At 68.9% G+C, this 23,667-nt stretch carries 24 protein-coding genes; 21 read left to right on the forward strand and 3 right to left on the reverse strand.

From position 1 onward, the window contains the following. Positions 1–10 precede the first annotated feature (10 nt). The 7 genes from ACWGJM_RS12070 (at position 11) to ACWGJM_RS12100 (ending at position 5,915) form a co-directional block, all read left to right on the forward strand. Positions 11–991: a hypothetical protein gene (locus ACWGJM_RS12070; RefSeq protein ID WP_453411759.1), complete on the forward strand. Its 981-nt coding sequence runs from the start codon at positions 11–13 to the stop codon at positions 989–991. A 303-nt stretch (positions 992–1,294) separates the two neighbouring features. Then, complete coding sequence (locus ACWGJM_RS12075) at positions 1,295–1,954, forward strand: hypothetical protein (protein ID WP_453411553.1); 660 nt, start codon at positions 1,295–1,297, stop codon at positions 1,952–1,954. Further along, positions 1,942–2,985 carry a hypothetical protein gene (locus ACWGJM_RS12080; protein WP_453411554.1) on the forward strand — a complete coding sequence of 348 codons (1,044 nt, stop codon included), beginning with the start codon at positions 1,942–1,944 and terminating at the stop codon, positions 2,983–2,985. The genes ACWGJM_RS12075 and ACWGJM_RS12080 overlap by 13 nt, the downstream gene beginning before the upstream one ends. 17 nt (positions 2,986–3,002) lie before the next feature. Continuing rightward, complete coding sequence (locus ACWGJM_RS12085) at positions 3,003–3,632, forward strand: hypothetical protein (RefSeq protein WP_453411555.1); 630 nt, start codon at positions 3,003–3,005, stop codon at positions 3,630–3,632. After that, positions 3,629–3,931 carry a hypothetical protein gene (locus tag ACWGJM_RS12090; protein ID WP_453411556.1) on the forward strand — a complete coding sequence of 101 codons (303 nt, stop codon included), beginning with the start codon at positions 3,629–3,631 and terminating at the stop codon, positions 3,929–3,931. The genes ACWGJM_RS12085 and ACWGJM_RS12090 overlap by 4 nt, the downstream gene beginning before the upstream one ends. 26 nt (positions 3,932–3,957) lie before the next feature. Then, the gene (locus ACWGJM_RS12095; protein WP_453411557.1) at positions 3,958–5,319 is read left to right on the forward strand and encodes a hypothetical protein; all 1,362 of its coding nucleotides are present in this window, start codon (positions 3,958–3,960) and stop codon (positions 5,317–5,319) included. A gap of 8 nt (positions 5,320–5,327) precedes the next feature. Next, positions 5,328–5,915 (forward strand): hypothetical protein, encoded by a 588-nt coding sequence (locus ACWGJM_RS12100; protein WP_453411558.1) that lies wholly within the window; start codon positions 5,328–5,330, stop codon positions 5,913–5,915. On the opposite strand, the gene ACWGJM_RS12105 is transcribed toward ACWGJM_RS12100, so the two are convergent. Both ACWGJM_RS12105 and ACWGJM_RS12110 read right to left on the reverse strand, forming a co-directional pair. Continuing rightward, positions 5,898–6,392 carry a hypothetical protein gene (locus ACWGJM_RS12105; RefSeq protein ID WP_453411559.1) on the reverse strand — a complete coding sequence of 165 codons (495 nt, stop codon included), beginning with the start codon at positions 6,390–6,392 and terminating at the stop codon, positions 5,898–5,900. The genes ACWGJM_RS12100 and ACWGJM_RS12105 overlap by 18 nt on opposite strands. Before the next feature lie 238 nt (positions 6,393–6,630). Then, positions 6,631–6,945 (reverse strand): helix-turn-helix domain-containing protein, encoded by a 315-nt coding sequence (locus ACWGJM_RS12110; RefSeq protein WP_453411560.1) that lies wholly within the window; start codon positions 6,943–6,945, stop codon positions 6,631–6,633. 384 nt (positions 6,946–7,329) lie between these two features. Here ACWGJM_RS12110 and ACWGJM_RS12115 point away from each other — a divergent pair, with 384 nt between their 5' ends. From ACWGJM_RS12115 to ACWGJM_RS12165, 11 genes are all read left to right on the forward strand, one after another. Further along, complete coding sequence (locus ACWGJM_RS12115; RefSeq protein WP_453411760.1) at positions 7,330–8,160, forward strand: hypothetical protein; 831 nt, start codon at positions 7,330–7,332, stop codon at positions 8,158–8,160. Positions 8,161–8,201: 41 nt separating this feature from the next. Then, positions 8,202–8,492, forward strand: a complete 291-nt coding sequence (locus ACWGJM_RS12120; RefSeq protein ID WP_453411561.1) for an FG-GAP repeat domain-containing protein — start codon at positions 8,202–8,204, stop codon at positions 8,490–8,492. Between the two features lie 14 nt (positions 8,493–8,506). Beyond that, positions 8,507–8,683, forward strand: a complete 177-nt coding sequence (locus ACWGJM_RS12125) for a hypothetical protein (RefSeq protein WP_453411562.1) — start codon at positions 8,507–8,509, stop codon at positions 8,681–8,683. 166 nt (positions 8,684–8,849) lie between these two features. Further along, positions 8,850–10,244: a nitrate/nitrite transporter gene (locus ACWGJM_RS12130; protein ID WP_453411563.1), complete on the forward strand. Its 1,395-nt coding sequence runs from the start codon at positions 8,850–8,852 to the stop codon at positions 10,242–10,244. A gap of 85 nt (positions 10,245–10,329) precedes the next feature. Further along, positions 10,330–11,490: a uroporphyrinogen-III synthase gene (locus tag ACWGJM_RS12135; protein WP_453411564.1), complete on the forward strand. Its 1,161-nt coding sequence runs from the start codon at positions 10,330–10,332 to the stop codon at positions 11,488–11,490. A gap of 229 nt (positions 11,491–11,719) precedes the next feature. Beyond that, on the forward strand, positions 11,720–12,334 hold the full coding sequence (locus ACWGJM_RS12140; RefSeq protein ID WP_453411565.1) for a CGNR zinc finger domain-containing protein: 615 nt from the start codon (positions 11,720–11,722) through the stop codon (positions 12,332–12,334). A gap of 329 nt (positions 12,335–12,663) precedes the next feature. Beyond that, the gene (locus ACWGJM_RS12145; protein ID WP_010039908.1) at positions 12,664–13,185 is read left to right on the forward strand and encodes a sigma-70 family RNA polymerase sigma factor; all 522 of its coding nucleotides are present in this window, start codon (positions 12,664–12,666) and stop codon (positions 13,183–13,185) included. Between the two features lie 50 nt (positions 13,186–13,235). After that, positions 13,236–14,003, forward strand: coding sequence for an anti-sigma factor family protein (locus ACWGJM_RS12150; RefSeq protein WP_453411566.1), 768 nt, complete (start codon positions 13,236–13,238; stop codon positions 14,001–14,003). A 174-nt stretch (positions 14,004–14,177) separates the two neighbouring features. After that, positions 14,178–16,562 carry a HelD family protein gene (locus tag ACWGJM_RS12155; RefSeq protein WP_453411567.1) on the forward strand — a complete coding sequence of 795 codons (2,385 nt, stop codon included), beginning with the start codon at positions 14,178–14,180 and terminating at the stop codon, positions 16,560–16,562. A gap of 323 nt (positions 16,563–16,885) precedes the next feature. Beyond that, entirely contained in the window at positions 16,886–18,301 is a 1,416-nt protein-coding gene (locus ACWGJM_RS12160; protein ID WP_453411568.1) for a malic enzyme-like NAD(P)-binding protein, read from the forward strand. Between the two features lie 361 nt (positions 18,302–18,662). Next, the gene (locus ACWGJM_RS12165) at positions 18,663–18,944 is read left to right on the forward strand and encodes an HU family DNA-binding protein (protein ID WP_067273695.1); all 282 of its coding nucleotides are present in this window, start codon (positions 18,663–18,665) and stop codon (positions 18,942–18,944) included. A gap of 284 nt (positions 18,945–19,228) precedes the next feature. Here ACWGJM_RS12165 and murA read toward each other — a convergent pair whose 3' ends face one another. Beyond that, the gene (gene murA / locus ACWGJM_RS12170) at positions 19,229–20,569 is read right to left on the reverse strand and encodes a UDP-N-acetylglucosamine 1-carboxyvinyltransferase (protein WP_453411569.1); all 1,341 of its coding nucleotides are present in this window, start codon (positions 20,567–20,569) and stop codon (positions 19,229–19,231) included. A gap of 276 nt (positions 20,570–20,845) precedes the next feature. On the opposite strand from murA, the gene ACWGJM_RS12175 reads away from it, so the two are divergent. The 3 genes from ACWGJM_RS12175 (at position 20,846) to ACWGJM_RS12185 (ending at position 23,549) form a co-directional block, all read left to right on the forward strand. Then, on the forward strand, positions 20,846–21,418 hold the full coding sequence (locus ACWGJM_RS12175; RefSeq protein WP_453411570.1) for a YqgE/AlgH family protein: 573 nt from the start codon (positions 20,846–20,848) through the stop codon (positions 21,416–21,418). 29 nt (positions 21,419–21,447) lie between these two features. Next, positions 21,448–21,726, forward strand: coding sequence for a DUF3039 domain-containing protein (locus tag ACWGJM_RS12180; RefSeq protein ID WP_310777786.1), 279 nt, complete (start codon positions 21,448–21,450; stop codon positions 21,724–21,726). 197 nt (positions 21,727–21,923) lie between these two features. Further along, positions 21,924–23,549 (forward strand): beta-N-acetylhexosaminidase, encoded by a 1,626-nt coding sequence (locus tag ACWGJM_RS12185; protein WP_453411571.1) that lies wholly within the window; start codon positions 21,924–21,926, stop codon positions 23,547–23,549. The last annotated feature ends 118 nt before the right edge of the window (positions 23,550–23,667 follow it).

The following is a 23,667-nucleotide window of genomic DNA, read 5'->3' on the forward strand; positions in this document are numbered from 1 at the left end:
CGTGACCCTTGTGAGCGTTCCCGTCTTCGCGTCCCATGCGGCCTTCGCTGAGCGCGACAAGCACGGCACCAACGGGCAGACCAAGCAACACGGAAACGCCACTGACGACGGCACTCTTTCCTCGACCGTCGGCGTCATCGTCTACGACCGCTCGAAGAACGGCTCCGGCGACTCGGTGGGCCCCGTCACCTCCACCACCTCCTGGACCCCGCCGGCCTGCTGGTACGCGCCGAAGTACACGCCGGCCCAGCTCAAGGCCTACTTGGAGCCGATTTGGGAGGCGGGTTCCACAGGTTACGAGTGGGATGCCGAGCAGCGTGCCCGGTACGTCGACGGTCATCCGTACAAGGACTTCAACAAGGACAAGGCCGACAAGGGCTACTGGTGGGACTCGTACGTCAACAAGGACTTCCCGCCGGGCTGGGACAAGTGCAAGGAGCCCTTCTTCTGGGTCGACAAGGGTGACCCCCCGCCGGCGAACGTCGAGAACGCCGTCACCCCAGAGATCCTCGCCGAGCTGGCCTACAACGAGATCCGCGTTCCCAGCACGAAGGTGACGCTGGCCCCGGCGAACACGACCAAGGTGAACCTCCCCACGTGGGCCTGGCTGGACGGCGCCAAGTTCAAGCCGGTCTCCGTCACCGCCTCGATCCCCGTGCTGAATCTCTCCGCGACGACAACCGCTGAGCCGGTCTCCCTCAGGATCGACCCCGGCACGTCCGACGCGACGACCTACCCGGCGTCCGGCGTCTGCCAGATCAAGGACGGCAGCATCGGCGAGCCCTACGCCAAGGGGAAGTCCGACGAGACGCCACCCTGTGGAGTGAAATACCTGCGCTCCTCCGGCAACGGTTCGTACCCCCTGAAGGCCACCGTCACCTGGAAGATCCACTGGACGGGCACAGGCAACACGGGCGGCGACCTGCCTGACGGCACGTTCGGAGCCAACCAGGATGTCGTGGTGCAGGAGATCCAAGCCGTCAACCGGTGACACAGCGCGCCAACGGATAGGCCACCCACCCCTCACGTGGCAGACCGGCTGGCGTCGAGGACATCAAGATCCTCCCCATCGGCATGGGCGAGAAGTACGCGACCGGCTCCTACAAGGGACCGTGCGTGGGTGAGTAGGGACTCCTCCTTGAGAGGACCAAGCAGCGGCCCCGCTTGCCCTGTTGCAATGTCCTGAGACGGCGCCGACTCCGGGTCACACCAACCCTCTCTGGCGCCCCAACTGGCAGCCTCGATACCGTATCGACTGCTTCCGCCAGCCCGAACGCCCCATCAGGAGCCCACCGTGACCCGCCGCCTTCGCCTGCTCACGACAGCCACCGCCGGTGCGATGGCCGCGCTTCTCCTTGCCGGTTGCGGCGGGGGTGGGGACGGCGGCTCGAAGGGCAACGACAAGATCGCGGGCGCGGACACCGGGGGTAAGTCGTCGGCCTCCCCGAGTGCTTCGGCGTCGACTGCGGCTGGTCGACCGAAGATCGAACTGCCGTCGGATGTGAAGCTGACCTTCGCGCCGGAAAAGACGGGAGACACTGTCAAGGACGCGATTCTGAGCGACAACGCGGAGCTCCTTCGTGCTCTCGACGCTGCCATCGTCGCCCAGGATCCTCGTCTTCCCGCTCTCGAGTACTACACGGAGGGCGAAGGAGCCGTAGCGGCCCAGCAGTGGGTCAAGTCCTTTAAAGACGCTGGCTGGACGATCACCGGAACTGTGCGCTATTTCGACCGGCAGGTCAGCGTTGAGTCCAAGAACAAGGCGTCGCTCACGTATTGCGGAGACGAGAGTAAGGGCTACAGCAAGGTCATCAAGACCAACAAAATCAAGGACACGAAGGTCACCAAGGACAGCTACGTCGCTTATGGCCTCCAGGTACAGAAGAACGAGAAGGGGGTTTGGGAGCTCGTGAAAATCGCTTCCACTCGGGGAGCGGACAGGTGCCAGCCGTGACTCGGCTCCTTCGTGCTGGTGCTGTCCTGCTCGCTGTATCAACCTGTCTCGTCCTCGCTCCGTCGGCCAACGCCAGCCAAAAGCCGCCCGGGGGCGGGACGTTCGGCGGCGGATCGGATTCGAACACGTCCGGTAATGCCTCCGGTGACGGCACTCTTTCCTCGACCGTCGGCGTCATCGTCTACGACCGCTCGAAGAACGGCTCCGGTGACTCGGTGGGCGCTGTCACGTCCACTACCTCTTGGACCCCGCCGGCCTGCTGGTACGCGCCGAAGTACACGCCGGCCCAGCTCAAGGCCTATCTGGAGCCGATTTGGGAGGCGGGTTCCACGGGTTACGAGTGGGATGCCGAGCAGCGTGCCCGGTACGTCGACGGTCATCCGTACAAGGACTTCAACAAGGACAAGGCCGATAAGGGCTACTGGTGGGACTCGTACGTCAACAAGGACTTCCCGCCGGGCTGGGACAAGTGCAAGGAGCCCTTCTTCTGGGTCGACAAGGGTGACCCCCCGCCGGCGGACGTCGAGAACGCGGTCACCCCGAAGATCCTCGCCGAGCTGGCCTACAACGAGATCCGCGTTCCCAGCACGAAGGTGGCGCTGGCCCCGGCGCACACGACCAAGGTGAACCTCCCCACGTGGGCCTGGCTGGACGGCGCCAAGTTCAAGCCGGTCTCGGTGACCGCCTCGATCCCGGTGCTGGGTATCTCCGCGACGACGACCGCCGAACCGGTGTCCCTGAAGATCGACCCCGGCACGTCGGACGCGGAGACGTACCCGGCGTCGGGCGTCTGCCAGATCAAGGGCGGCAGCATCGGCGAGCCCTACGCCAAGGGGAAGTCCGACGAGACGCCACCCTGTGGAGTGAAATACCTGCACTCCTCCGGCAACGGCTCCTACCCCCTCAAGGCCACCATCACCTGGAAGATCCACTGGACGGGCACAGGCAACACGGGCGGCGACCTGCCTGACGGCACGTTCGGGGCCAATCAGGATGTCGTGGTGCAGGAAATCCAGGCCGTCAACCGCTGAGGGACGCGACGCATGTCGTGATGGAGACAGAGTTGGAACAAGCACGGGCAGGCAAACGTGCACCGGCCTTCGGCCTGATCACCCCTGAGGACTGGTACCGCATTCCGCTCCGACCGCAGGACCGTCGCGAGGCATCGGTGAGCGCGCTGATCCGGCGGCAGTTCGCGGGAGTGGATGATCAGCCCCTCCTACGCCGCAAAGCGGAGGAGGAGCTTCTCGGAACGGCCGAGGCAGCAGCCGAACAAGGCGGCGTGGTGCTCTACCTGTCGTTCCTGGAGGCGGCAGGCATCCCGCTGTCCGCCTCTTTGCTGGTGTCTCGCTTGTACGAGAAGTTCGACGGCCTCGATGCCGTCGCCGCGCTTACCGGCTCCGGCGAAGTCGGGTTGGTGACGCTCCAGGCCGCCGGGCGGGCAGCCCGGTTGCTTCGACGCGAGCAGACGAAGCAGTCACGGCGACTGGGCTCCGAGTTCCAGGACACCATCTTGGAGTATTTCGTACCGGTCCCGCGTCGTGACGAAGTCCTGATGCTGACATTCAGCACTCCGCTGGAGCCGATCGCGGAAGCCATGGTGGGGCTCTTCGACGCGGTCGCCGGGACGCTGCGCTGGCAGCACGGAGATGAAGAGACGGAGGGGACGCAGGCTTGAGCGAGCGGCTCAGGGTCTCCACGGATGACCTGCACACGGTTGGAACGGGTCTGCGCACCTTGGCCACGGAGTTCGAAGGCTTGGACAGGCTCATGGACGCTTATGACCGTCGTACGGTCGGACACAAAGTCCTGTACGAGCGGCTGCAGGATTTCTCCGACGGTTGGGACGACAACCGCAAGAAGATGGTCGAAGAGATCCAGGGCCTCGGCCAGATCGCCCACGAAGCGGGTAAGGCGTACACGGAACTGGACACTGCTCTGTACAACGCGCTCGTGGGCAAGGGAAAGAAGAAGTGAGTCGCCCGGCAGAGCACAGGTGGGAGGTGCTGGGGGAGAGCAGCGACCCGGTACCCGGCGACGTCCACGAGATGAAAGAACTCTCGCGCCGGTTCGAGACGACGGCGAAGACCATCTCCGACACGGTTGCGGCCCTGCACCGTATTGGGAAGATGGAGAGCTGGGACTCCAAAGCGGGAAAGGCGTTCGCCGAGAAGGCGAATGAGACGGCGAAGACGGTGCGCAAGGCGCACGACCGCTATGCTGATGCCGGTGCCGCTCTCAAGGAGTACTACACCGATCTCGAGACCATCCAGGATGAGGCAGACAAGCTTCTCAAGCAGGCCGAGACGCAGAGCGGCGACCTCTCCGCAGCCAAGTCCAAGGCCGAGCATCCACCGAAGGGCACCGAAGCGAGCGATCAGGGCAAGCTGGACAAGAAGGTGACCGATCTCCAAGCCGGACTGGACGGCCTGCGCGGGAAGCTTGCCACTCTGAAGACTCGCCACAAGAACGCGGGCAACAAGGCGGCACGGCTCATTCACGACACCACAGAATCCGACGGGCTCAACGACTCGTGGCTGGACGATCTGCGTGATGCGCTGACCATCATCAGCAATGTCGCGGGAGCCATTGCCGCGGTCTGCGGGGTGGTGTCGCTGCTTGTTGGCTGGATCCCGATCATCGGGCAGGCGCTTGCCGGGGTCCTGGGCACCATCGCCCTAGTGATGACAGTTGTCTCGCTCATCTGCCATGTGCTCCTCGCCATCAACGGGGACGGATCCTGGGGCGACGTGGCGATGGATGTGCTCGGGCTTGCGACCTTCGGGGTCGGCCGTGTTTTCTCCGCGGGTTCCAAGCTTGCGGCCACGGTCGGACGCAGTCGCGTCTGGACGGCCGCGACACAGTACGTCCGTGGTTGGAACCCAGCGCTCAGCGCGGCAGCGAGGCGTGCACTCGTCATTGAGATGGTCGGTCCGCGGGCAAGAGCGGTCGCCGGTGCAGCGGTCCCCGACGTGTCTCTGGCAGCGGCCTTCAAGGGCCTGCCACGCTCCTTCGCAGACGACCTGGGCGTTGTCCGCAGCAATTGGCGGGATCTGTTCAAGGTCGGGGACAACCTCTCCGCGGCCCGTGACGCGTACCACGCGGCAGGAACACGTGGCCTGGCCAGCATGTACGTCGGACCGGGCATGGTTGACGAACTGGGGCGAATGAAGGCCGTCGATTCAGCTGACTTGCATTTCATCGGTACACCCGGTGCGTTCAAGCAGGCCCTGACGTACAACTCTTGGGCTCTGGGCGCTACAGGCACGGGTGCGGCTTCCGACACCAACAGCTTCATCGGTCTGTGGAGTAGTGATCCGGAGCCCGACGTTACTGGCCCTGACGCGTCGCTGGCCGGAAGGTGAGCGTTGCTGTGACGCCTGCGGAAGGCTGGCGGGAATGCCGGATCGCACTCCCCGGCCCGGAGAACTGGCTGGTGCTCGACCTGAGGAGCGAAGAGCCGGAGACCTGGGCACGCGAAGTCGCCGAACAGCACCTCGACAGAGGCTCCGGGCCCGAGTGGTACGACGCCTTCGCCGAGGATCTCCTTTGGTACTGGAGCGCAGCAGTGCGACAGGGCGCCTTGTGCGCGGCGGTGCTCGCCCCGCTGAACGACGCGATCCTCGCCAGCTACACGGTGAGGGAGCTGAGGATCCCTTCGGGACTGCTGACCATCGCAGCGTTGCGATCGGAGGCAGAGTCTGCTGTAGGGCCCTGCTTCGGTAAGCCGGCGCTCGTGGAAGCTGAACTTCCCTTGGGGCCCGCCCTCCGCGTCCATCGCCTTGAGCCCACAGCTCCGGATACTGACAGCGGCGCCATCGTGGAAGGAGTGGCTCACTACATCCTGCCACGACAGCACCGCACGGCCCTGGAATGTCGCCTCCTATGGACGGCGCTGGGGCTCGGCGAGGAGCTGGGCAAGATCGCCGACGAGTTGGCGGATTCAGTCCGTTTGGCGTGAGTTGGATGTGCCGCGTGAGCTGAGGCGGCTTCCAACCACTTCGCCCAGCCCCAACTTCTCCCACGGCACCATGGCCAGCGGCATCCAACTGAAGCCGACAGCGAATACAGCGACAAGGGTGGTGGCCCCCTTGGGCAAGATCCAGCCCAGCTGGGACACAAGGACTGCAACGAGCAACAGGTAGGCATCGAATGCCAGCACGGCGAGGACCTTTCGCACCGCTGCGCCAACACCGATCCTGGGCTTGTCCTCGCTTCCCCGCACCATGCCCAGCAGGATCACCGGCAGCATCAGACCGGTGATACCGCCGAGAGCGATGGCTCCAACCATCAGGACGGTGCGCCCATCGTCTGGCACAACGGTCGACAAAAGGGGAGCATTCGCCAGGTCGCTGACGAGCATGACACCCGCGAAGGCTCCGAGCGTCATCGTCGCCAGAACCAGGACCAATCCCGCCCCGAAAGCGACATTGCCCACGAAGGAGCGCCGAGGAGGCTGTGCCGTGGGTCCCTCGTGTGTCGAACCGGCGGACATGGGCATCTCTCATTCCTGTGTGGGCCTGCTAGAGGATAACGGGGCATGTTTGAGTCGGCCTTCAAGCCACTTGGGCACACCGCAACAATCCTTGTCACCAAGCTCCCACGCTGTCCCGACAGACCGCAGGGGAAGCCGACTGAGATGCGGCCATTGCACCGATCGCCACTGCCGTTGCCGTTTAACGAGCCAGAAGTAAGCCGGAAGGAAGGGTGTCCCGGTATTCCTCCCACCTGCCCCTCTTGCGGCCACCCGTCATCGCGGCCAGGGCGTCAATGTATGCCTCGTCGTCGGCGTAGTTGTAATTGCGCGCCAATGTACGTACGCGGTCGGCGCTCACTGCATATCGGCCGGCCTCGATGTTGCTGATCCGTGCCTGTGGCCCGCTGAGGAGCGCGGCAGCCGCAGTGGATGTGAGCCCGGCACGCTCGCGGAGCCTCCGCAGTTCGGTGCCCAGGCGCTGCTGACGCAGGGTCGGGGTGGTGGCGGGTGGCATGGCGAGTCGCTCCTGTACTTGGCGGGGGTGTGCAGGTCACCCACACGAGTGGCTATTGGTAGTTCTTCGTGAATTCTTCGCGCCCCGCTCGCCTCGGCCGACGCCGATGGTGGGCGTGGGCTGGGGCTCGTGCAGCTGTATGCCGACTCGTGGGGTGGCCGGCCGCTTGGGGACGACGTCCTCGGGCGGGGTGCGGGAAAGCTGCTGTGGTTCGAAGTAGGTGGGAGCGGGCAGCAGGGCTGACCGATCGTGGCTCCCTCAAGCCTCTGCCAAGTTCCCGTCAACCGCTTCGCTCGCGGTGCCTCAGGTCCGTGGACCCGTGGAAAACTGGCCAGGTTGCTCAAGTGAGGAGAGCGACGTGGTCGTCGGGTGGGGGCAGGCGCGGTGAGTAAGCGGCAAGTGCGGAAGATGCTGCGGTTGATGGCGAGCGGGGAGCCCGTTGAGCTCACCAATGGGATGGCCTCCGTGAAGAGGCTGGCCCGGCTGGCTTTCTACGCGCAGCAGTTCGGGTACGAGTACGCCGACGCGCGGTTCACCGGGTCCCGTAACAACGTGCTCAAGCTGGTCGTCGTCCCCGATCACAGCCCGCAGGCCCGGGCGCGTGCCGCGCAGAACTGGGCGCAGTACCCGAGCGCCGCGGACGGGGTCTCGCTGCCGCCGGTCGTGCCCGATGCGCTCGAACTGCTCAAGGCGCGGATCCAGTTCGACATCACCGGGAAGAACGCCGAGAAGCGCATGGCTTACGGGGGTTTGGGTATCACCGTCGGGCTTGTGCTTTATGCGGCGCGGAAAGGCGGGGGCGCCTTCAACTTCGCCGTCGCGGGTGGCGCCTGGGTTGTCTTCATGGGGATCATGGGGATCGGATTCCTCGTCAACCGACGGCGCAATGCGAAGTTCGCCCGTCGGCTTCAGGCCGCCGGATTCCTGCGGGTGACGGAGGAAGGCGGGCGGGTGCGGTATCTGCCGCCCGGCTCGCAGTCTTCGTTCGGGGGGTACATGCCTCAGATGGGGCCCTATGCGAGCCCGCCGGTGGTGCCACCGGTCCAGCAACCGGTGCAGGGCGGACCCTACGGGACCGGGCCGTACGGGACCGGGCCGTACGACGCCGGGCCGTACGGGACCGGGCCGTACGACGCCGGGCCGTATGGGACCGGGCCCTACGGCCAGCCCCGGCAACCGCAGCACTACCCCGACTGGCAGCCCCCGCAGCGCTGATCCCCCCCTGGTCCCGCCATGCTTTGCCCCCGCACAGTCCGGTGACACGTCATCCACAGCTGGGTGCGGCGGTGTCGTACGCGGGGACCTCCCGTCTCTACTCGCTGACCACGGGGGACGTGAACGGCGACGGCAACCTCGACCTGGCCGCCGTCGGCAACGGCTCCGACGCTCTCGATGTCCTGCTCGGCAACGGTGACGGGACCTTTGCCACGGCCACCGCCCTTACGACCGAGTCCCCGCCGGTCGCCGTCGGCTCGGGTGACGTCGACGGGGACGGTGTGACGGATCTGCTGGTGTCCTCCCTCAAGGGGGACTCCGTCGCGGTGTAGGGGACTCCGTCGCGGTGTACACGGGTGGCGGCGAGGGCGTCTCCCTGTTGACCACGCTCTCCGCCGACGGCGCCTACGGCGCCTACGACGCCTCGGTCGCTGACCTGGACGGCGACGGCACGGCGGACATCGTCGTCGCGGCCGGCGCGGGCGACGAGGTGACGGTCTTCAAGGGGGCTTGTGTGCCGTAGGAGCGCGGACAACCCGCACAACCTCTCATCCCGTCCTCGGGCGGGGTGAGAGCAAAGTTCCTTTCCGGTCACCCACAGCCACAGGCCGGAAACGCGTCCTTCCTACCTTCGGGTTGAGTCAGTCGAGTCGATGGCAGACCGAGCCCCGGAGCACCGTGGAGGCGTCATGACAGCCCCAGCCCCAGCCCCCAGTACGGCCCCCGCCGCGCGCGGCAGGGGAGGACGTTGGATCGAGCAGTGGGATCCTGAGGACGAGGCCTTCTGGAAGGAGGGCGGGGAGAAGACCGCCCGGCGGAATCTGGTCTTCTCCGTGCTTTCCGAGCACATCGGGTTCTCGGTCTGGACCATGTGGTCCGTGCTGGTGCTGTTCATGGGCCCCGAGTACGGGCTGACCCCCGCCGACAAGTTCCTGCTCACGTCGGTGGTGACGCTGGTCGGTGCCGTCGTCCGGGTGCCCTACACCTTCGCGGTCGCCGTCTTCGGCGGGCGGAACTGGACGATCATCTCGGCGAGCCTGCTGCTCATCCCGACGATCGCGGCGTTCGCCGTGATGAAGCCGGGGACGTCGTTCGACACCTTCCTCCTCGTCGGGCTGCTCGCGGGCATCGGCGGCGGCAACTTCGCCTCGTCCATGACCAACATCAACGCCTTCTTCCCGCTCAGGAAGAAGGGGTGGGCGCTGGGCCTGAACGCCGGTGGCGGCAACATCGGCGTGCCGGTCATCCAACTGGTCGCCCTCGCGATCATCGGGGCGAGCGGCGGGCCGCGGGTGCTGCTGGGGATCTACATCCCGCTGATCGTCGTCGCCGCCGTCCTCGCCGCGCTGTTCATGGACAACCTCGCCTCCGTGAAGAACGACACGGGCGCGGCCAAGGACGCCGTCAAGGACGCGCACACCTGGATCATGTCGTTCCTCTACATCGGGACGTTCGGGTCGTTCATCGGCTACAGCTTCGCCTTCGGGCAGGTGCTGACCAACCAGTTCGGCCGTACCCCGCTCCAGGCCGCTTACCTCACCTTCATCGGACCGCTGCTGGGCTCGCTGATCCGGCCCGTCGGCGGCTGGCTTGCCGACCGGTACGGCGGGGCGAAGATCACGCTGTGGAACTACGTGGGTATGGCCGCCGCCACCGCAGTCCTGGTCGGGGCCAGCATCGGGAAGTCGCTGCCGCTGTTCGTGGCCGCGTTCGTGGTGCTGTTCGTCCTCAGCGGGCTCGGCAACGGCTCGACGTTCAAGATGATCCCCGGCATCTTCCAGGCGAAGGCCCTGGCCAAGGGGCTGGAGGGCGAGGCGGCGGCGGCCCACGGTCGGCGGCTGTCCGGGGCCTCCATGGGGCTCATCGGTGCGGTCGGCGCGCTCGGCGGCGTGGGCATCAACATGGCCTTCCGGCAGTCCTTCCTCTCCTACGGTTCCGGCACCGGCGCGTTCGTCGTCTTCCTGGCCTACTACGGTGTCTGCTTCGCGGTGACCTGGGCCGTATACCTTCGCCGCCCGGCCGGCCAGGCCCGCGCCGCGGCTGCCGCCGAGGCGAAACCGCAGCTCGGCTACGCGGAGGTGTGACGTAACACCGGCGACATCAACCCGAACCGAGCCTGTCACGCGCCGTTGACAGGCTCGTTCGGCATGCAGGTCAGCTAGGAGAGCCATGTACGACGAACAGCAGCGACCGGACCACAGCCGACACGGCCCCCTCGCCGGGTTCACCGTGGGCGTGACGGCCGCGCGCCGGGCCGACGAGCTCGGGGCGCTGCTCCAGCGGCGCGGGGCGGCCGTGCTGCACGCGCCTGCCCTGCGCATCGTGCCGCTCGCCGACGACGGTGAACTGCTCGCCGCCACCAAGGAGATCATCGACCAGGTGCCGGACGTGGTGGTCGCCACCACCGCGATCGGCTTCCGGGGCTGGGTCGAGGCCGCCGACGGGTGGGGGCTCGGCGAGCAGCTGCTCGGGCGGCTGCGGGGGGTGGAGCTGCTGGCGCGCGGGCCCAAGGTCAAGGGTGCGATACGGGCCGCCGGGCTGACCGAGGAGTGGTCGCCGTCTAGCGAGTCCATGGCCGAGGTGCTGGACCGGCTGCTGGAGGAGGGTGTCGACGGGCGCCGGATCGCCGTACAGCTGCACGGTGAGCCGCTGCCCGGTTTCGTGGAGGCGCTGCGGGAGGGGGGAGCCGAGGTGGTGCTGGTGCCGGTGTACCGGTGGATGCCGCCGGAGGACATCTCTCCCGTCGACCGGCTGCTGGACGCCACCGTCTCGCGCGGGCTGGACGCGCTGACCTTCACCAGCGCGCCCGCCGCCGCGTCGCTGCTGTCCCGGGCCGAGAAGCGGGGGATGCTGGCCGAGCTGCTCGCCGCCCTCAGCGGCGATGTGCTGCCGGCGTGCGTCGGGCCGGTCACCGCGGTGCCGCTCCAGGCGCGGGGCGTCGAAACGGTCCAGCCGGAGCGGTTCCGGCTCGGGCCTCTCGTCCAGCTGCTCTGCCAGGAGCTGCCGGGCCGGGCGCGCGCGTTGCCGGTCGCCGGGCACCGGGTGGAGATCCGGGGGCACGCGGTGCTGGTGGACGGCGACCTGAAGCCCGTACCGCCGGCCGGGATGTCCCTGCTGCGGGCGCTGTCGCGGCGGCCGGGCTGGGTGGTGGCCCGGGCGGAGCTGCTGCGGGCCCTGCCGGGGGCCGGGCGGGACGAGCACGCCGTGGAGACGGCGATGGCCCGGCTGCGTACGGCACTCGGGGCGCCGAAGCTGATCCAGACCGTGGTGAAGCGGGGCTACCGGCTCGCCCTCGATCCGGCGGCCGACGCGAAGTACGCCGACGCCTGACGGGCACGCGACCTGACGGCGGATCTGGACCGGAACGGGACGGGCCGTGCGCCCGCCACCGGCGTCCCCGCCGCTCAGGGGCCGGACGGGCACCCCGTGGGACGGGGTGGGACGGCCTGGGGAGGGAGACGGGGCGTGCCCGCCGCCGGTACGAGGGGTTCCGGCTCCGCGCGTGGGCAGGCACTGTGGGAGGGGGAACGGTTCCCCAGCCCAAGGCGGTGACAGGCACATGGCACTGGGTACGGCCACGGACCGGTACGAGCTGCGGTTCGACGCGGGGCGGATCTGCCTGGATCTCCTCTCCACCACCCACCCCGGCGAACGGCTCTACTCCGTCGAGCCGTTGCGCGCCTGGATCACCGGCTCGGGACTCGTACCGCCCGGCACCCCCCTGGCGCACGCCGACGGCTCCTGGCTCGCGGGCTTTCGTGAACTGCGCGGATGCGTCGACCTGTTGATGCGGGCGGGCGCCAACTCCCGGACGCCCGGGCCCGGCACCGGCAGCGTTCCGTACGATCTCGCGCTCGCCCGCCTCAATGACTTCGCCCGGCCCGCGCCCCCGGTCCCGCGCGCGGTGCGTGCCGAGAGCGGCGCACTCGTAGGGGAGTTGGACGGCCCGCCGTGCTGCGCGGCGCTGCTCGCGGCCGTCGCCCGGGACGCCGTGGAGCTGCTGACCGATCCGGTCGCGTGGGCGGCCGTGCGGGAGTGCGAGGGGGACAACTGCCCCATCATGTACGTGGACACGTCCCGCGGGCGGCGCCGGCGGTGGTGTTCGAGCGAGGTCTGCGGGAACCGGGAACGGGTCGCGAGGCACCGTCGGCGGGCGGCACTCGCGCGAGCGTGAGTGTCCGGTAGGTGCTTTCTGTGAACTAAGCACCGGTCTGGCGTCGAAGTGATTTCGACAACACCGCGTTTGCCTTCGGTGCCGTGCGGGCAGCTCCGGCCCGCTCGGCGATGTGTCGGAAATGTAAAGATCATGCGGTGGGAATGTGCGCGCATGTCCCCCTCGTCACGTCATCCCCGAGAAATTTGTCACTCGGGTTTGAACACACCGCGGGCCACATCCGTACGTGTGGGCGAGCGACCGACTGGGGGAACCCCCGGACACCGGAGGTGGGCGTGCGCAAGGATGCGGCCGTGGCCAATGAACGTGGATCGAGGGCCCGACATCGCATGTCCCAGCCCTCGGAACCAGATGAGGAGCTGATGCGTGCTCTGTATCGCGAGCACGCCGGACCACTCCTTGCGTATGTCCTTCGGCTGGTCGCCGGTGATCGGCAACGCGCCGAGGACGTCGTGCAAGAGACGCTCATCCGTGCCTGGAAGAACGCCGGCCAGCTCAATCGAGCGACCGGATCGGTACGCCCCTGGCTGGTGACGGTCGCACGTCGCATCGTCATCGACGGCCACCGCAGCCGGCAGGCCCGGCCGCAGGAGGTCGATCCGTCGCCGCTGGAGGTCATCCCCGCGGAGGACGAGATCGACAAGGCGCTGTGGCTGATGACGCTGTCGGACGCGCTCGACGACCTGACCCCTGCCCACCGGGAGGTCCTCGTCGAGACGTACTTCAAGGGGCGTACCGTCAACGAGGCGGCCGAGACGCTGGGCATTCCCAGCGGCACGGTCCGCTCTCGGGTGTTCTACGCCCTGCGGTCGATGAAGCTCGCACTGGAGGAGCGGGGGGTGACGGCGTGATGAGTGTCTACGGGGGATTCGGAGCGGGAGGTCCGGGTATGTCTGGACCCATGAGCCCCAGGCAGGGCCCGGTGCCCAACGAGCATGAAACCGTCGGCGCCTATGCCCTCGGCATCCTCGACGACGCGGAAGCAACCGCTTTCGAAGCGCATCTCGCGACCTGCGAGTGGTGCGCCCAGCAGCTCGACGAGCTCGCCGGGATGGAGCCGATGCTGGCCGCCCTCGCGGACCTCCCGGGCACCGGGACACCCGCGATCGGCGAAACCCTGTCCGCCAAGCCCACGCCGCGGCTGATGGACAATCTGGTCGACGAGGTCGCCGAGCGTCACGCCCAGAAGCGCCGCCGGAGCTTCTACATGATCGCCGCGGCTGCCGCGCTGATCATCACCGGTCCGGTGGCCGTGATGGCGGTGAACGGCGGCAGTGACTCGGCCCAGCAGGGCACGACGCTGACGGCCACCGCCAAGGACGCGTTCAACACCATGTCCGACAGGGTCACGGCGACGGACGCGAGCACCAAGGTCACCGCGACCGTGGCGATGAAGCAGAGGGACTGGGGCACCGCGGGCGTCGTCCAGATCAGCAACGTCAAGGGCCCCCTGAAGTGCTCGCTCATCGCCGTCGGCAAGAACGGCGAGCGCGAGACGATGACCTCCTGGTCGGTCCCGAACGAGGGCTACGGCATCCCCGACGCCAAGACGGAGAAGGCCAAGCAACCGCTCTACGCCCAGGGCGGCGCCGCCTTCAAGGCGAACGAGATCGATCACTTCGAGGTCATGACCTTCGACGGCAAGAAGCTGGTGCAGATCGACGCGTAGGCGTCTCCCGACCGGCACGGGCGATCCGGGCCCGGTGTGTGCGTCTGTGGCATCGCCGCAGGTGTGTGCGCCGGGCCCGGGTGTTTCCGGCCGGTCGGCCGGGCGGGCCCCTCGCATCGAGGGGCCCTCTTCGCGTACGGTTGACGGCTGCCCAGCACGTCAGAAGGGGGCCCGGTGGCCGCTCAGGCTCAACAGGAATCCGCGGTCGGCTCGGTTCAGGACTCGGCGCAGGACTCCCTGCGCGACCGAGAGATCAGCGTGGAACAGGAACACCTGGACCGGGTGTACCGGCGCCTCGAGGAGAAGATCCACGAGGCCGAGTTCCTCATGCACGACGCGGCCAAGCGCGGCCAGGTCGGCACCCCCGGCGCGCTCGCCGAACGCGACGCGCAGGTCTTCCGGGCAGGCGTCCACCTGAACCGGCTGAACAACGAGTTCGAGGACTTCCTGTTCGGCCGGATCGACCTGCTGCTCGGCAAGGACGGAAAGAAGGGCCCCGACGGCGCGTACACCGCGGTCGAGCCCGCCGAGGGAGCCGTCCGGGACGACGGTACGGCCGACATCGCCGAGACCCTGCACATCGGCCGCATCGGCGTCCTCGACCAGGACTACGCCCCCCTGGTGATCGACTGGCGGGCGCCCGCCGCGGCCCCCTTCTACCGCTCCACCCCGGTCGACCCCGGCCGGGTCGTCCGCCGGCGCGTCATCCGCTCCAAGGGGCGCCGGGTCCTCGGGGTCGAGGACGACCTGATGCGCCCCGAGCTGAAGGCACACCTGGACGGCGGCGAACTGCCGGTGATCGGCGACGGCGCCCTGATGGCCGCCCTCGGCCAGGCCCGTACGCACACCATGCGGGACATCGTCGCCTCCATCCAGGCCGAGCAGGACCTGGTGATCCGCGCCCCCGCCGCCTCCGTGACCTACGTCGAGGGCGGGCCGGGCACGGGCAAGACGGCCGTCGCCCTGCACCGGGCCGCGTACCTCCTCTACCAGGACCGGCGCCGGTACGCGGGCGGCATCCTGATCGTCTCGCCGACCCCGCTGCTCGTGGCGTACACCGAGGGCGTGCTGCCCTCGCTCGGCGAGGAGGGACAGGTCGCCATCCGCGCGATCGGCTCGCTGGTCGAGGGCGCCGAGGCCACCCTGTACGACTCCCCGTCCGTGGCCCGCGCCAAGGGCTCGTACCGGATGCTGAAGGTGCTGCGGAAGGCGGCCCGGGGGGCTCTGGAACTGGGGCCGGTCGGCGGCACGGGCAGCGCGGACCCGGCCGCCTCGGGCCAGCTCGCCTTCGGCGACGAGGACACCCCCGCCGGTCCGCCGGACCGGCTCCGCGTGGTCGCCTTCGGGCGGCGGCTGGAGCTGGGGGCGGGCGCGCTGGAGCGTGTCCGCCATACGGCCCTGGGCGGCACCGCACCCGTCAACCTGCTCCGCCCCCGCGCCCGCAAGCTGCTGCTCGACGCTCTGTGGGCCCAGTCCGGGGCGGGCACCCGGCACACGGACCCCGAGCTGGCCGCCGAGCTGCGGTCCTCGTTCGACGAGGACGTCAGTACGGAGGACAGCTTCCTCGCGTTCCTCGACGCCTGGTGGCCCGAGCTGACCCCGAAGGCCGTCCTCGCGGCCATGGCGGACGAGCGGCGGCTCGGCCGCTGGGCCCGGCGGATCCTGAACCCCGGCGAGGTCCGCAAGGTCGCCCGCTCCCTCAAGCGGGACGGCCTCTCCGTGCACGACATCGCGATGCTCGACGAGCTCCAGGCCGTCCTCGGCGCCCCCGCCCGCCCGAAGAAGAGACGCGAGCTGGACCCGATGGACCAGCTCACCGGCCTCGAGGAGCTGATGCCGGTCCGCGAGGAGTCCCAGCGCGAGCGGGCCGAGCGGCTGGCGCAGGAACGCATCGAGTACGCGCACGTCATCGTCGACGAGGCGCAGGACCTCACGCCGATGCAGTGGCGCATGGTCGGCCGCCGGGGCAGGCACGCCACCTGGACGGTCGTCGGCGACCCCGCCCAGTCCTCCTGGTCCGACCCGGACGAGGCGGCCGAGGCCCGCGACGAGGCCCTGGGCACCCGGCCGCGCCGCCGCTTCCAGCTGACCGTGAACTACCGCAACCCGGCGGAGATCGCCGAACTGGCCGCGAAGATCCTCGCCCTCGCCATGCCCGGCTCCGAGGCCCCGTCGGCCGTGCGCTCCACCGGCGTCGAGCCCCGCTTCAGCGTCGTATGCGACTCGCTGGAGAAGACCGTGCGCGCGGAGGCCGAGCGGCTGCTGGACCTGGTGGACGGCACGGTCGGCGTGGTCGTCGCCATGCACCGGCGCGCGGAGGCCGCCCGCTGGCTGGCCGGGCTCGGCGACCGGGTGGTGGCGTTGGGCAGCCTGGAGGCCAAGGGCCTGGAGTACGACGCCACAGTGGTCGTCTCACCTGCGGAGATCGCCGACGAGTCGCCGGCCGGGCTGCGGGTGCTGTACGTCGCGCTGACCCGGGCCACCCAGCAGCTGACGGTGGTCTCCGGGGAGCGGGACCAGCCGGACGCGGCCGGGGTGCCGGATCTGCTCCGGGACTGAGGTCCGGTGCCTGTGTCCCGGTTTCCTGTGAACCGTCCGTAGGGGAATGGCCTTACGGGATCCGTTTGTTAGCCTGGGTGTGGCACCGGCCCGATCCAAGCCCCCGGGCCCAACCTTAGTCGCTACGAGCGACCACTTGCCGCGAGGCGAGCATGGCGGGTCGGTGTCACTGAACGTTCGAGAGGCCCACGTCCGATGTGACGTGGGCCTCTTTTGTTGTGAACAAAACGTTCTCAATGCGGCCTGGCTAACGCCTACTCGGCGGTAGGTGCGACGATCGGACGGCATTACCCGAGACACGGTGAAAGCAGAGGAAGTCGGCCATGGCAACGGCGCCCAGCGTCTCCTACTCGATGACGGTCCGGCTGGAGGTGCCCGCGAGCGGAACCGCAGTCTCGCAGCTCACCACCGCCGTGGAGTCCTCCGGAGGCTCGGTGACCGGCCTCGACGTCACCGCGTCGGGCCACGAGAAGCTCCGTATCGACGTCACCATCGCGGCCACGTCGACCGCGCACGCCGACGAGATCGTCGAGGAGCTCCGCGGCATTGAGGGCGTCACGCTGGGCAAGGTCTCGGACCGTACCTTCCTCATGCACCTCGGCGGCAAGATCGAGATGGCGTCGAAGCACCCCATCCGCAACCGTGACGACCTCTCCATGGTCTACACGCCCGGCGTGGCCCGCGTCTGCATGGCGATCGCCGAGAACCCCGAGGACGCCCGCCGCCTCACCATCAAGCGCAACTCCGTTGCGGTCGTGACGGACGGCTCCGCCGTGCTGGGTCTCGGCAACATCGGTCCGAAGGCCGCGCTGCCCGTCATGGAGGGCAAGGCGGCCCTCTTCAAGCGCTTCGCCGGCATCGACGCCTGGCCGATCTGCCTGGACACCCAGGACTCCGACGCGATCGTCGAGATCGTCAAGGCGATCGCCCCCGGGTTCGCCGGCATCAACCTGGAGGACATCTCCGCGCCCCGCTGCTTCGAGATCGAGGCGCGGCTGCGCGAGGCCCTCGACATCCCCGTCTTCCACGACGACCAGCACGGTACGGCGATCGTCGTCCTCGCCGCCCTGAAGAACGCACTTCGCTGCACCGGCAAGGCAATTGAGAACATCCGCGTCGTGATGTCCGGCGCCGGCGCGGCCGGTACGGCCATCCTCAAGCTGCTGATCGCCGCCGGTGTGAAGAACGCCGTCGTCGCCGACATCCAAGGTGTCGTGCACACGGGCCGCGAGGACCTGGTGGACGCCCCGGTCGGCTCGGCGCTGCGTTGGATCGCCGACAACACCAACCCCGAGAACCTCACTGGCACCCTGAAGGAGGCCGTGCGCGGCGCCGACGTCTTCATCGGCGTCTCCGCCCCGAACGTCCTCGACGGTGACGACGTGGCCGCCATGGCCGAGGGCGCGATCGTGTTCGCGCTCGCGAACCCGGACCCCGAGGTGGACCCGGCAATCGCCCGCCAGACGGCCGCAGTTGTGGCCACCGGCCGCTCCGACTTCCCCAACCAGATCAACAACGTGCTGGTCTTCCCGGGCGTCTTCCGCGGTCTGCTGGACGCGCAGTCCCGAACGGTGAACCCCGAGATGATGCTCGCCGCCGCGCAGGCGCTGGCCGACGTGGTGACCGAGGACGAGCTGAACCCGAACTACATCATCCCGAGCGTGTTCAACGACAAGGTCGCGGGTGCCGTGGCCGGCGCGGTGCGGGAGGCGGCCAAGACGGTGGGCGCGGCTTTGTAGGCCGCGGGGCGGGTATGCGTTGCCGTGGGTGATGTGCATAGCCTTGTGAGCATCCCCACGGCGGGGCGTCGTACCGGCGCGTCGTGGAACCCGGCGCGCGGAGCCGCCGTCTAGGGTGTCGGCCACGCTCGGGCACTCTTTTCGTGTGACTCCCTAGGGTGTTCTCACGACTCCTACGGGTGCCGGATTGGCTTTCCCGCCGCAGGTAGGGGCAGGATGCGTCCCTGGGCGCGAGGGTCTGACGACGGACCCGGGTCCGGGGACTCTCCGAGGACCCTGGCAGCATCGGCATGGCCGTGCCCGACATGCGGCTCTGCCGCGTGGCACGCCTCAACGGCAAGAAGAACACGGGAGTAACAACATGAACCGCAGTGAGCTGGTGGCCGCGCTGGCCGACCGTGCCGAGGTGACCCGCAAGGACGCCGACGCAGTGCTGGCCGCGTTCGCCGAGACCGTCGGCGAGGTCGTCGCCAAGGGCGACGAGAAGGTCACCATCCCTGGCTTCCTGACCTTCGAGCGCACCCACCGTGCCGCTCGTACCGCTCGTAACCCGCAGACCGGTGAGCCCATCAACATCCCGGCCGGTTACAGCGTGAAGGTCTCCGCGGGCAGCAAGCTCAAGGAAGCGGCCAAGGGCCAGTGACCTTGCCGTCCGTATGCCACGGGACGGTGTACGGCCTGTAGAACGCCAATGGGGCGGCACCCGGACTCCGGGTGCCGCCCCATTAACGCTCGCAGCTCCTGACCGCGTACACCCCCCCGCCCAGGGCCCCGGACCCCAGCCGGGGCGGGCTGCCCGTGGCTGGGGGTGCGGCCGGGGCCGGCTCAGCCGAGCGCCTTGCCCCGGGGCAACCCCCGGCCCCCCGGCCCCCCGGACGAGGAGCGGGCTGCCCGGGTCGGAGGCGGGCGGTGGGGGTGGGGCTGGGGTCAGCCGAGCGCCTTGCCCGGGAGTTCGACCTTGGCGCCGAGTTCCACGAGCTTCTCCATGAAGTTCTCGTAGCCGCGGTTGATCAGTTCGATGCCGTGGACGCGGGACGTGCCCTGGGCGGCCAGCGCTGCGATCAGATACGAGAAGCCGCCGCGCAGGTCCGGGATGACCAGGTCGGCGCCCTGGAGCTTGGTGGGGCCCGACACCACCGCGGAGTGCAGGAAGTTGCGCTGGCCGAACCGGCAGTCGGAGCCGCCCAGGCACTCGCGGTAGAGCTGGATGTGGGCGCCCATCTGGTTCAGCGCGGAGGTGAAGCCCAGACGGGACTCGTAGACCGTCTCGTGGATGATCGACAGGCCGGTCGCCTGCGTGAGGGCCACGACCAGCGGCTGCTGCCAGTCCGTCTGGAAGCCGGGGTGTACGTCCGTCTCCAGCGCGATGGACTTCAACTGGCCGCCGGGGTGCCAGAAGCGGATGCCCTCGTCGTCTATCTCGAACGCGCCGCCCACCTTGCGGTAGGTGTTGAGGAAGGTCATCATCGACCGCTGCTGGGCGCCGTGGACATAGACGTTGCCCTCGGTCGCCAGTGCCGCCGACGCCCAGGACGCGGCCTCCAGGCGGTCCGAGAGTGCACGGTGGGTGTAGCCGCCCAGCTTGTCCACACCGGTGATGCGGATCGTGCGGTCGGTGTCCATCGCGATGATCGCGCCCATCTTCTGCAGAACGCAGATCAGGTCCTCGATCTCCGGCTCGACGGCCGCGTTGGACAACTCGGTGACGCCCTCGGCGAGTACGGCCGTCAGCAGCACCTGCTCGGTCGCGCCGACGGACGGGTACGGCAGCCGGATCTTCGTACCGCGCAGCCGCTGCGGAGCCTCCAGGTACTGGCCGTCCGCGCGCTTCTCGATCGTCGCGCCGAACTGCCGCAGCACGTCGAAGTGGAAGTCGATGGGCCGGCCGCCGATGTCGCAGCCGCCCAGGCCGGGGATGAAGGCGTGGCCGAGACGGTGCAGGAGGGGACCGCAGAACAGGATCGGGATGCGGCTCGAACCGGCGTGGGCATCGATGTCAGCGACGTTCGCGCTTTCCACGTACGTCGGATCGAGGACCAGTTCGCCGGGCTCCTCACCCGGACGGACCGTCACCCCGTGCAACTGGAGCAGGCCGCGTACGACGCGCACGTCACGGATGTCCGGAACGTTGCGCAGTCGGCTCGGCGCACTGCCCAGCAGGGCGGCGACCATAGCCTTGGGCACGAGGTTCTTCGCGCCGCGGACACGGATCTCGCCCTCCAGCGGGGTGCCGCCGTGGACAAGCAGGACATCGTCGTTGACGGTCATGTATCTCGCGTTCCGATGAGTCGGGCAGGGGTCGGCCGATCACTTTGCGCAGGGGCCGGAGAGACAGGGTAATCGCCCATTACCCCCCTCCCGTAAGCCCAAGGACCGCCCAGCTAGGTCATAGCTGTGTCACAACACGAACCGTTTCCCGTCGGCCACGTCCCGTCACCGCCCCGGCCGCGCGCTCGGCCGCGCATCGTTGCGCCCTGAGCTGCATTCACTCGCGGGCACCGATTGGCTCCCCATGCGAAGGGAAGATGCGGGATCATGTCTGGCATGACCGAGGTGTCCTCGCTCACAGGGCGGCTGCTCGTGGCAACGCCCGCCCTGGCGGACCCGAACTTCGACCGTGCGGTGGTGCTCCTTCTCGACCACGACGAGGAGGGCTCCCTCGGCGTCGTCCTCAACCGCCCCACCCCGGTGGATGTGGGCGACATCCTGGAGGGCTGGGCCGATCTGACCGGCGAGCCCGGCGTGGTCTTCCAGGGCGGCCCGGTGTCGCTGGACTCGGCGCTCGGCGTCGCGGTCATCCCCGGCGGTACCAACGGCGACCGCGCCCCGCTCGGCTGGCGCCGGGTGCACGGCGCGATCGGGCTCGTCGACCTGGAGGCCCCGCCGGAGCTGCTCGCCTCTGCCGTCGGCTCCCTGCGCATCTTCGCCGGATACGCCGGCTGGGGCCCCGGCCAGCTGGAGGACGAGCTGGTGGAGGGTGCCTGGTACGTCGTCGAATCCGAGCCCGGCGACGTCTCGTCCCCGTCCCCGGAAAGACTCTGGCGCGAGGTGCTGCGCCGCCAGCGCAGTGAGCTGGCGATGGTGGCCACCTATCCGGACGACCCTACGCTCAACTGATGCGTGTGAGCTTCAGTACCCTGGGGCGTATGAGCACTCTCGAGCCCGAGCGCGGGACTGGTACGGGGACCCTCGTTGAGCCGACGCCGCAGGTGTCCCACGGTGACGGCGACCATGAGCGCTTCGCCCACTACGTCCAGAAGGACAAGATCATGGCGAGCGCCCTCGACGGCACCCCCGTCGTGGCGCTGTGCGGCAAGGTGTGGGTGCCGGGCCGCGACCCGAAGAAGTACCCCGTGTGCCCGATGTGCAAGGAGATCTACGACTCCATGGGCAGCGGCGGCGACGAGGGTGGCAAGGACAAGTAGCGGCAGGTAGCTGTCGGCGAGGCCCCCGGGGTGTGCGTGGCACGCCCCGGGGGCTTTCGTGCGCCCGCGCGGGGACGTGGTCGAGACCTCTTGTCGGCGTGTCGGCGCGCCCCTAGCCTTCCTGGTGTTGTGATGCGTGAAACGGTCGTTGCGCATGTTGCAACGCCCGCTCCGGCGACTGGGGGACGAGGGCTGACGTGAGCGAACTGATTCCGGCACCGCGCACCATCGACGACGGCCCGGTGGGCCACGCCGTCACGCTCGACCGGGACACCACCCTGTGGGCCGCCCCGGGCACCGGCACCGCGGAGCGCTGGCTGCGCTCCACGCTCGGCGCCGCCCTCGGCCTGCCCCTGCCGCCGGGGCCGGAGGACGCGCGCGATTCCGTACGACTGCGCCTGGACGACACGCTGGAGCCGGAGGCGTACCGGCTCGGCGTCGTCGCCGGCCGGGGCGTCGAGATCCGCGGCGGCGACGCGGCCGGGGTCTTCTGGGGCGCCCAGACCCTGCGTCAGATGCTCGGCCCCGACGCCTTCCGGCGCGCTCCCGTGCGCCCGGACGCCACCCATGCGATCCCGCACCGGACCGTCGAGGACTCACCGCGCTTCCGCTGGCGCGGCCTCCTGCTCGACGTCGCACGGCACTTCATGCCCAAGGACGGCGCGCTGCGCTATCTGGATCTCCTGGCCGCGCACAAACTCAACGTCCTTCACCTCCATCTGACGGACGACCAGGGCTGGCGGATCGAGATCGAGCGGTATCCGGGACTGACCGAGACCGGATCCTGGCGGGCGCGGACGAAATTCGGCCATCGGGCCTCACCGCTGTGGGACGAAAAGCCGCACGGCGGCCACTACACCCAGGACGACATCCGGGAGATCGTCGCCTACGCCGCCGAGCGGCATATCACCGTGGTCCCGGAAATCGACGTACCGGGCCACTCGCAGGCCGCCATCGCCGCGTATCCCGAGCTCGGCAACACCGACGTCATCGACACCACCGCCCTTTCCGTCTGGGACACCTGGGGGATCAATCCCAACGTACTCGCCCCCACCGACAACACCCTTCGCTTCTACGAGGCGGTGTTCGAGGAAGTACTCGCCCTCTTCCCGTCGGAGTTCATCCACATCGGCGGCGACGAATGCCCCAAGGAACAGTGGCGGCGATCGCCGACCGCCCAGGCCCGTATCAAGGAACTCGGTCTCGCGGACGAGGACGAACTCCAGTCCTGGTTCGTCGGCCACTTCGCGAAGTGGCTTTCCGCGCGCGGACGCAGACTCATCGGCTGGGACGAGATCCTGGAGGGCGGGCTCGCCGACGGCGCGGCCGTGTCGTCCTGGCGCGGGTACGGCGGCGGGATCGCGGCGGCGCGGGCCGGCCACGACGTCGTGATGTGCCCCGAGCAGTACGTGTACCTGGACCACCGCCAGGACTCCGGCGCCGACGAACCCGTACCGATCGGCTTCGTGCGCACCCTGGAGGACGTCTACCGCTTCGAGCCGGTTCCGCCGCAGCTCACCGAGCAGGAGGCGCGCCGTGTGCTGGGCACCCAGGCCAACGTGTGGACGGAGGTGATGGAGGACGCCGCGCGCGTGGACTACCAGACCTTCCCGCGGCTCGCCGCCTTCGCCGAGGTGGCCTGGAGTGCCCTGCCCGCCCCGGCGGAACGGGACTTCGCCGGCTTCGAGCGCCGGATGGCCGCCCACTACCGCAGGCTCGACGCCCTGGGCGTCGCCTACCGCCCGCCGGCCGGGCCCCGGCCGTGGCAGCGGCGGCCCGGCGTGCTCGGGCGCCCGATCGAGGGGCCGCCGCCGAACAGGTAGACAAAAATGGACAAGTGGGTGAACGTGGCGCCAAAACCCCTAATGCCTCCTAGCGGACCCCCGCGTTACGGCCCTGCGAAGATGTGCCAGAGTTGCCACGTCCGCCCTGTCAGCACGT

It is taken from the genome of Streptomyces sp. NPDC054834, assembly GCF_053611185.1.

Bases quoted from the DNA above. Each gene is read 5' to 3' on its own strand.
- ACWGJM_RS12110 (WP_453411560.1), bottom strand. From the start codon at position 6,945: ATGCCACCCGCCACCACCCCGACCCTGCGTCAGCAGCGCCTGGGCACC.
- ACWGJM_RS12130 (WP_453411563.1), top strand. From the start codon at position 8,850: ATGACAGCCCCAGCCCCAGCCCCCAGTACGGCCCCCGCCGCGCGCGGC.
- ACWGJM_RS12135 (WP_453411564.1), top strand. From the start codon at position 10,330: ATGTACGACGAACAGCAGCGACCGGACCACAGCCGACACGGCCCCCTC.
- ACWGJM_RS12140 (WP_453411565.1), top strand. From the start codon at position 11,720: ATGGCACTGGGTACGGCCACGGACCGGTACGAGCTGCGGTTCGACGCG.
- ACWGJM_RS12145 (WP_010039908.1), top strand. From the start codon at position 12,664: ATGTCCCAGCCCTCGGAACCAGATGAGGAGCTGATGCGTGCTCTGTAT.
- ACWGJM_RS12150 (WP_453411566.1), top strand. From the start codon at position 13,236: ATGAGCCCCAGGCAGGGCCCGGTGCCCAACGAGCATGAAACCGTCGGC.
- ACWGJM_RS12160 (WP_453411568.1), top strand. From the start codon at position 16,886: ATGGCAACGGCGCCCAGCGTCTCCTACTCGATGACGGTCCGGCTGGAG.
- ACWGJM_RS12165 (WP_067273695.1), top strand. From the start codon at position 18,663: ATGAACCGCAGTGAGCTGGTGGCCGCGCTGGCCGACCGTGCCGAGGTG.
- murA (WP_453411569.1), bottom strand. From the start codon at position 20,569: ATGACCGTCAACGACGATGTCCTGCTTGTCCACGGCGGCACCCCGCTG.
- ACWGJM_RS12175 (WP_453411570.1), top strand. From the start codon at position 20,846: ATGACCGAGGTGTCCTCGCTCACAGGGCGGCTGCTCGTGGCAACGCCC.
- ACWGJM_RS12180 (WP_310777786.1), top strand. From the start codon at position 21,448: ATGAGCACTCTCGAGCCCGAGCGCGGGACTGGTACGGGGACCCTCGTT.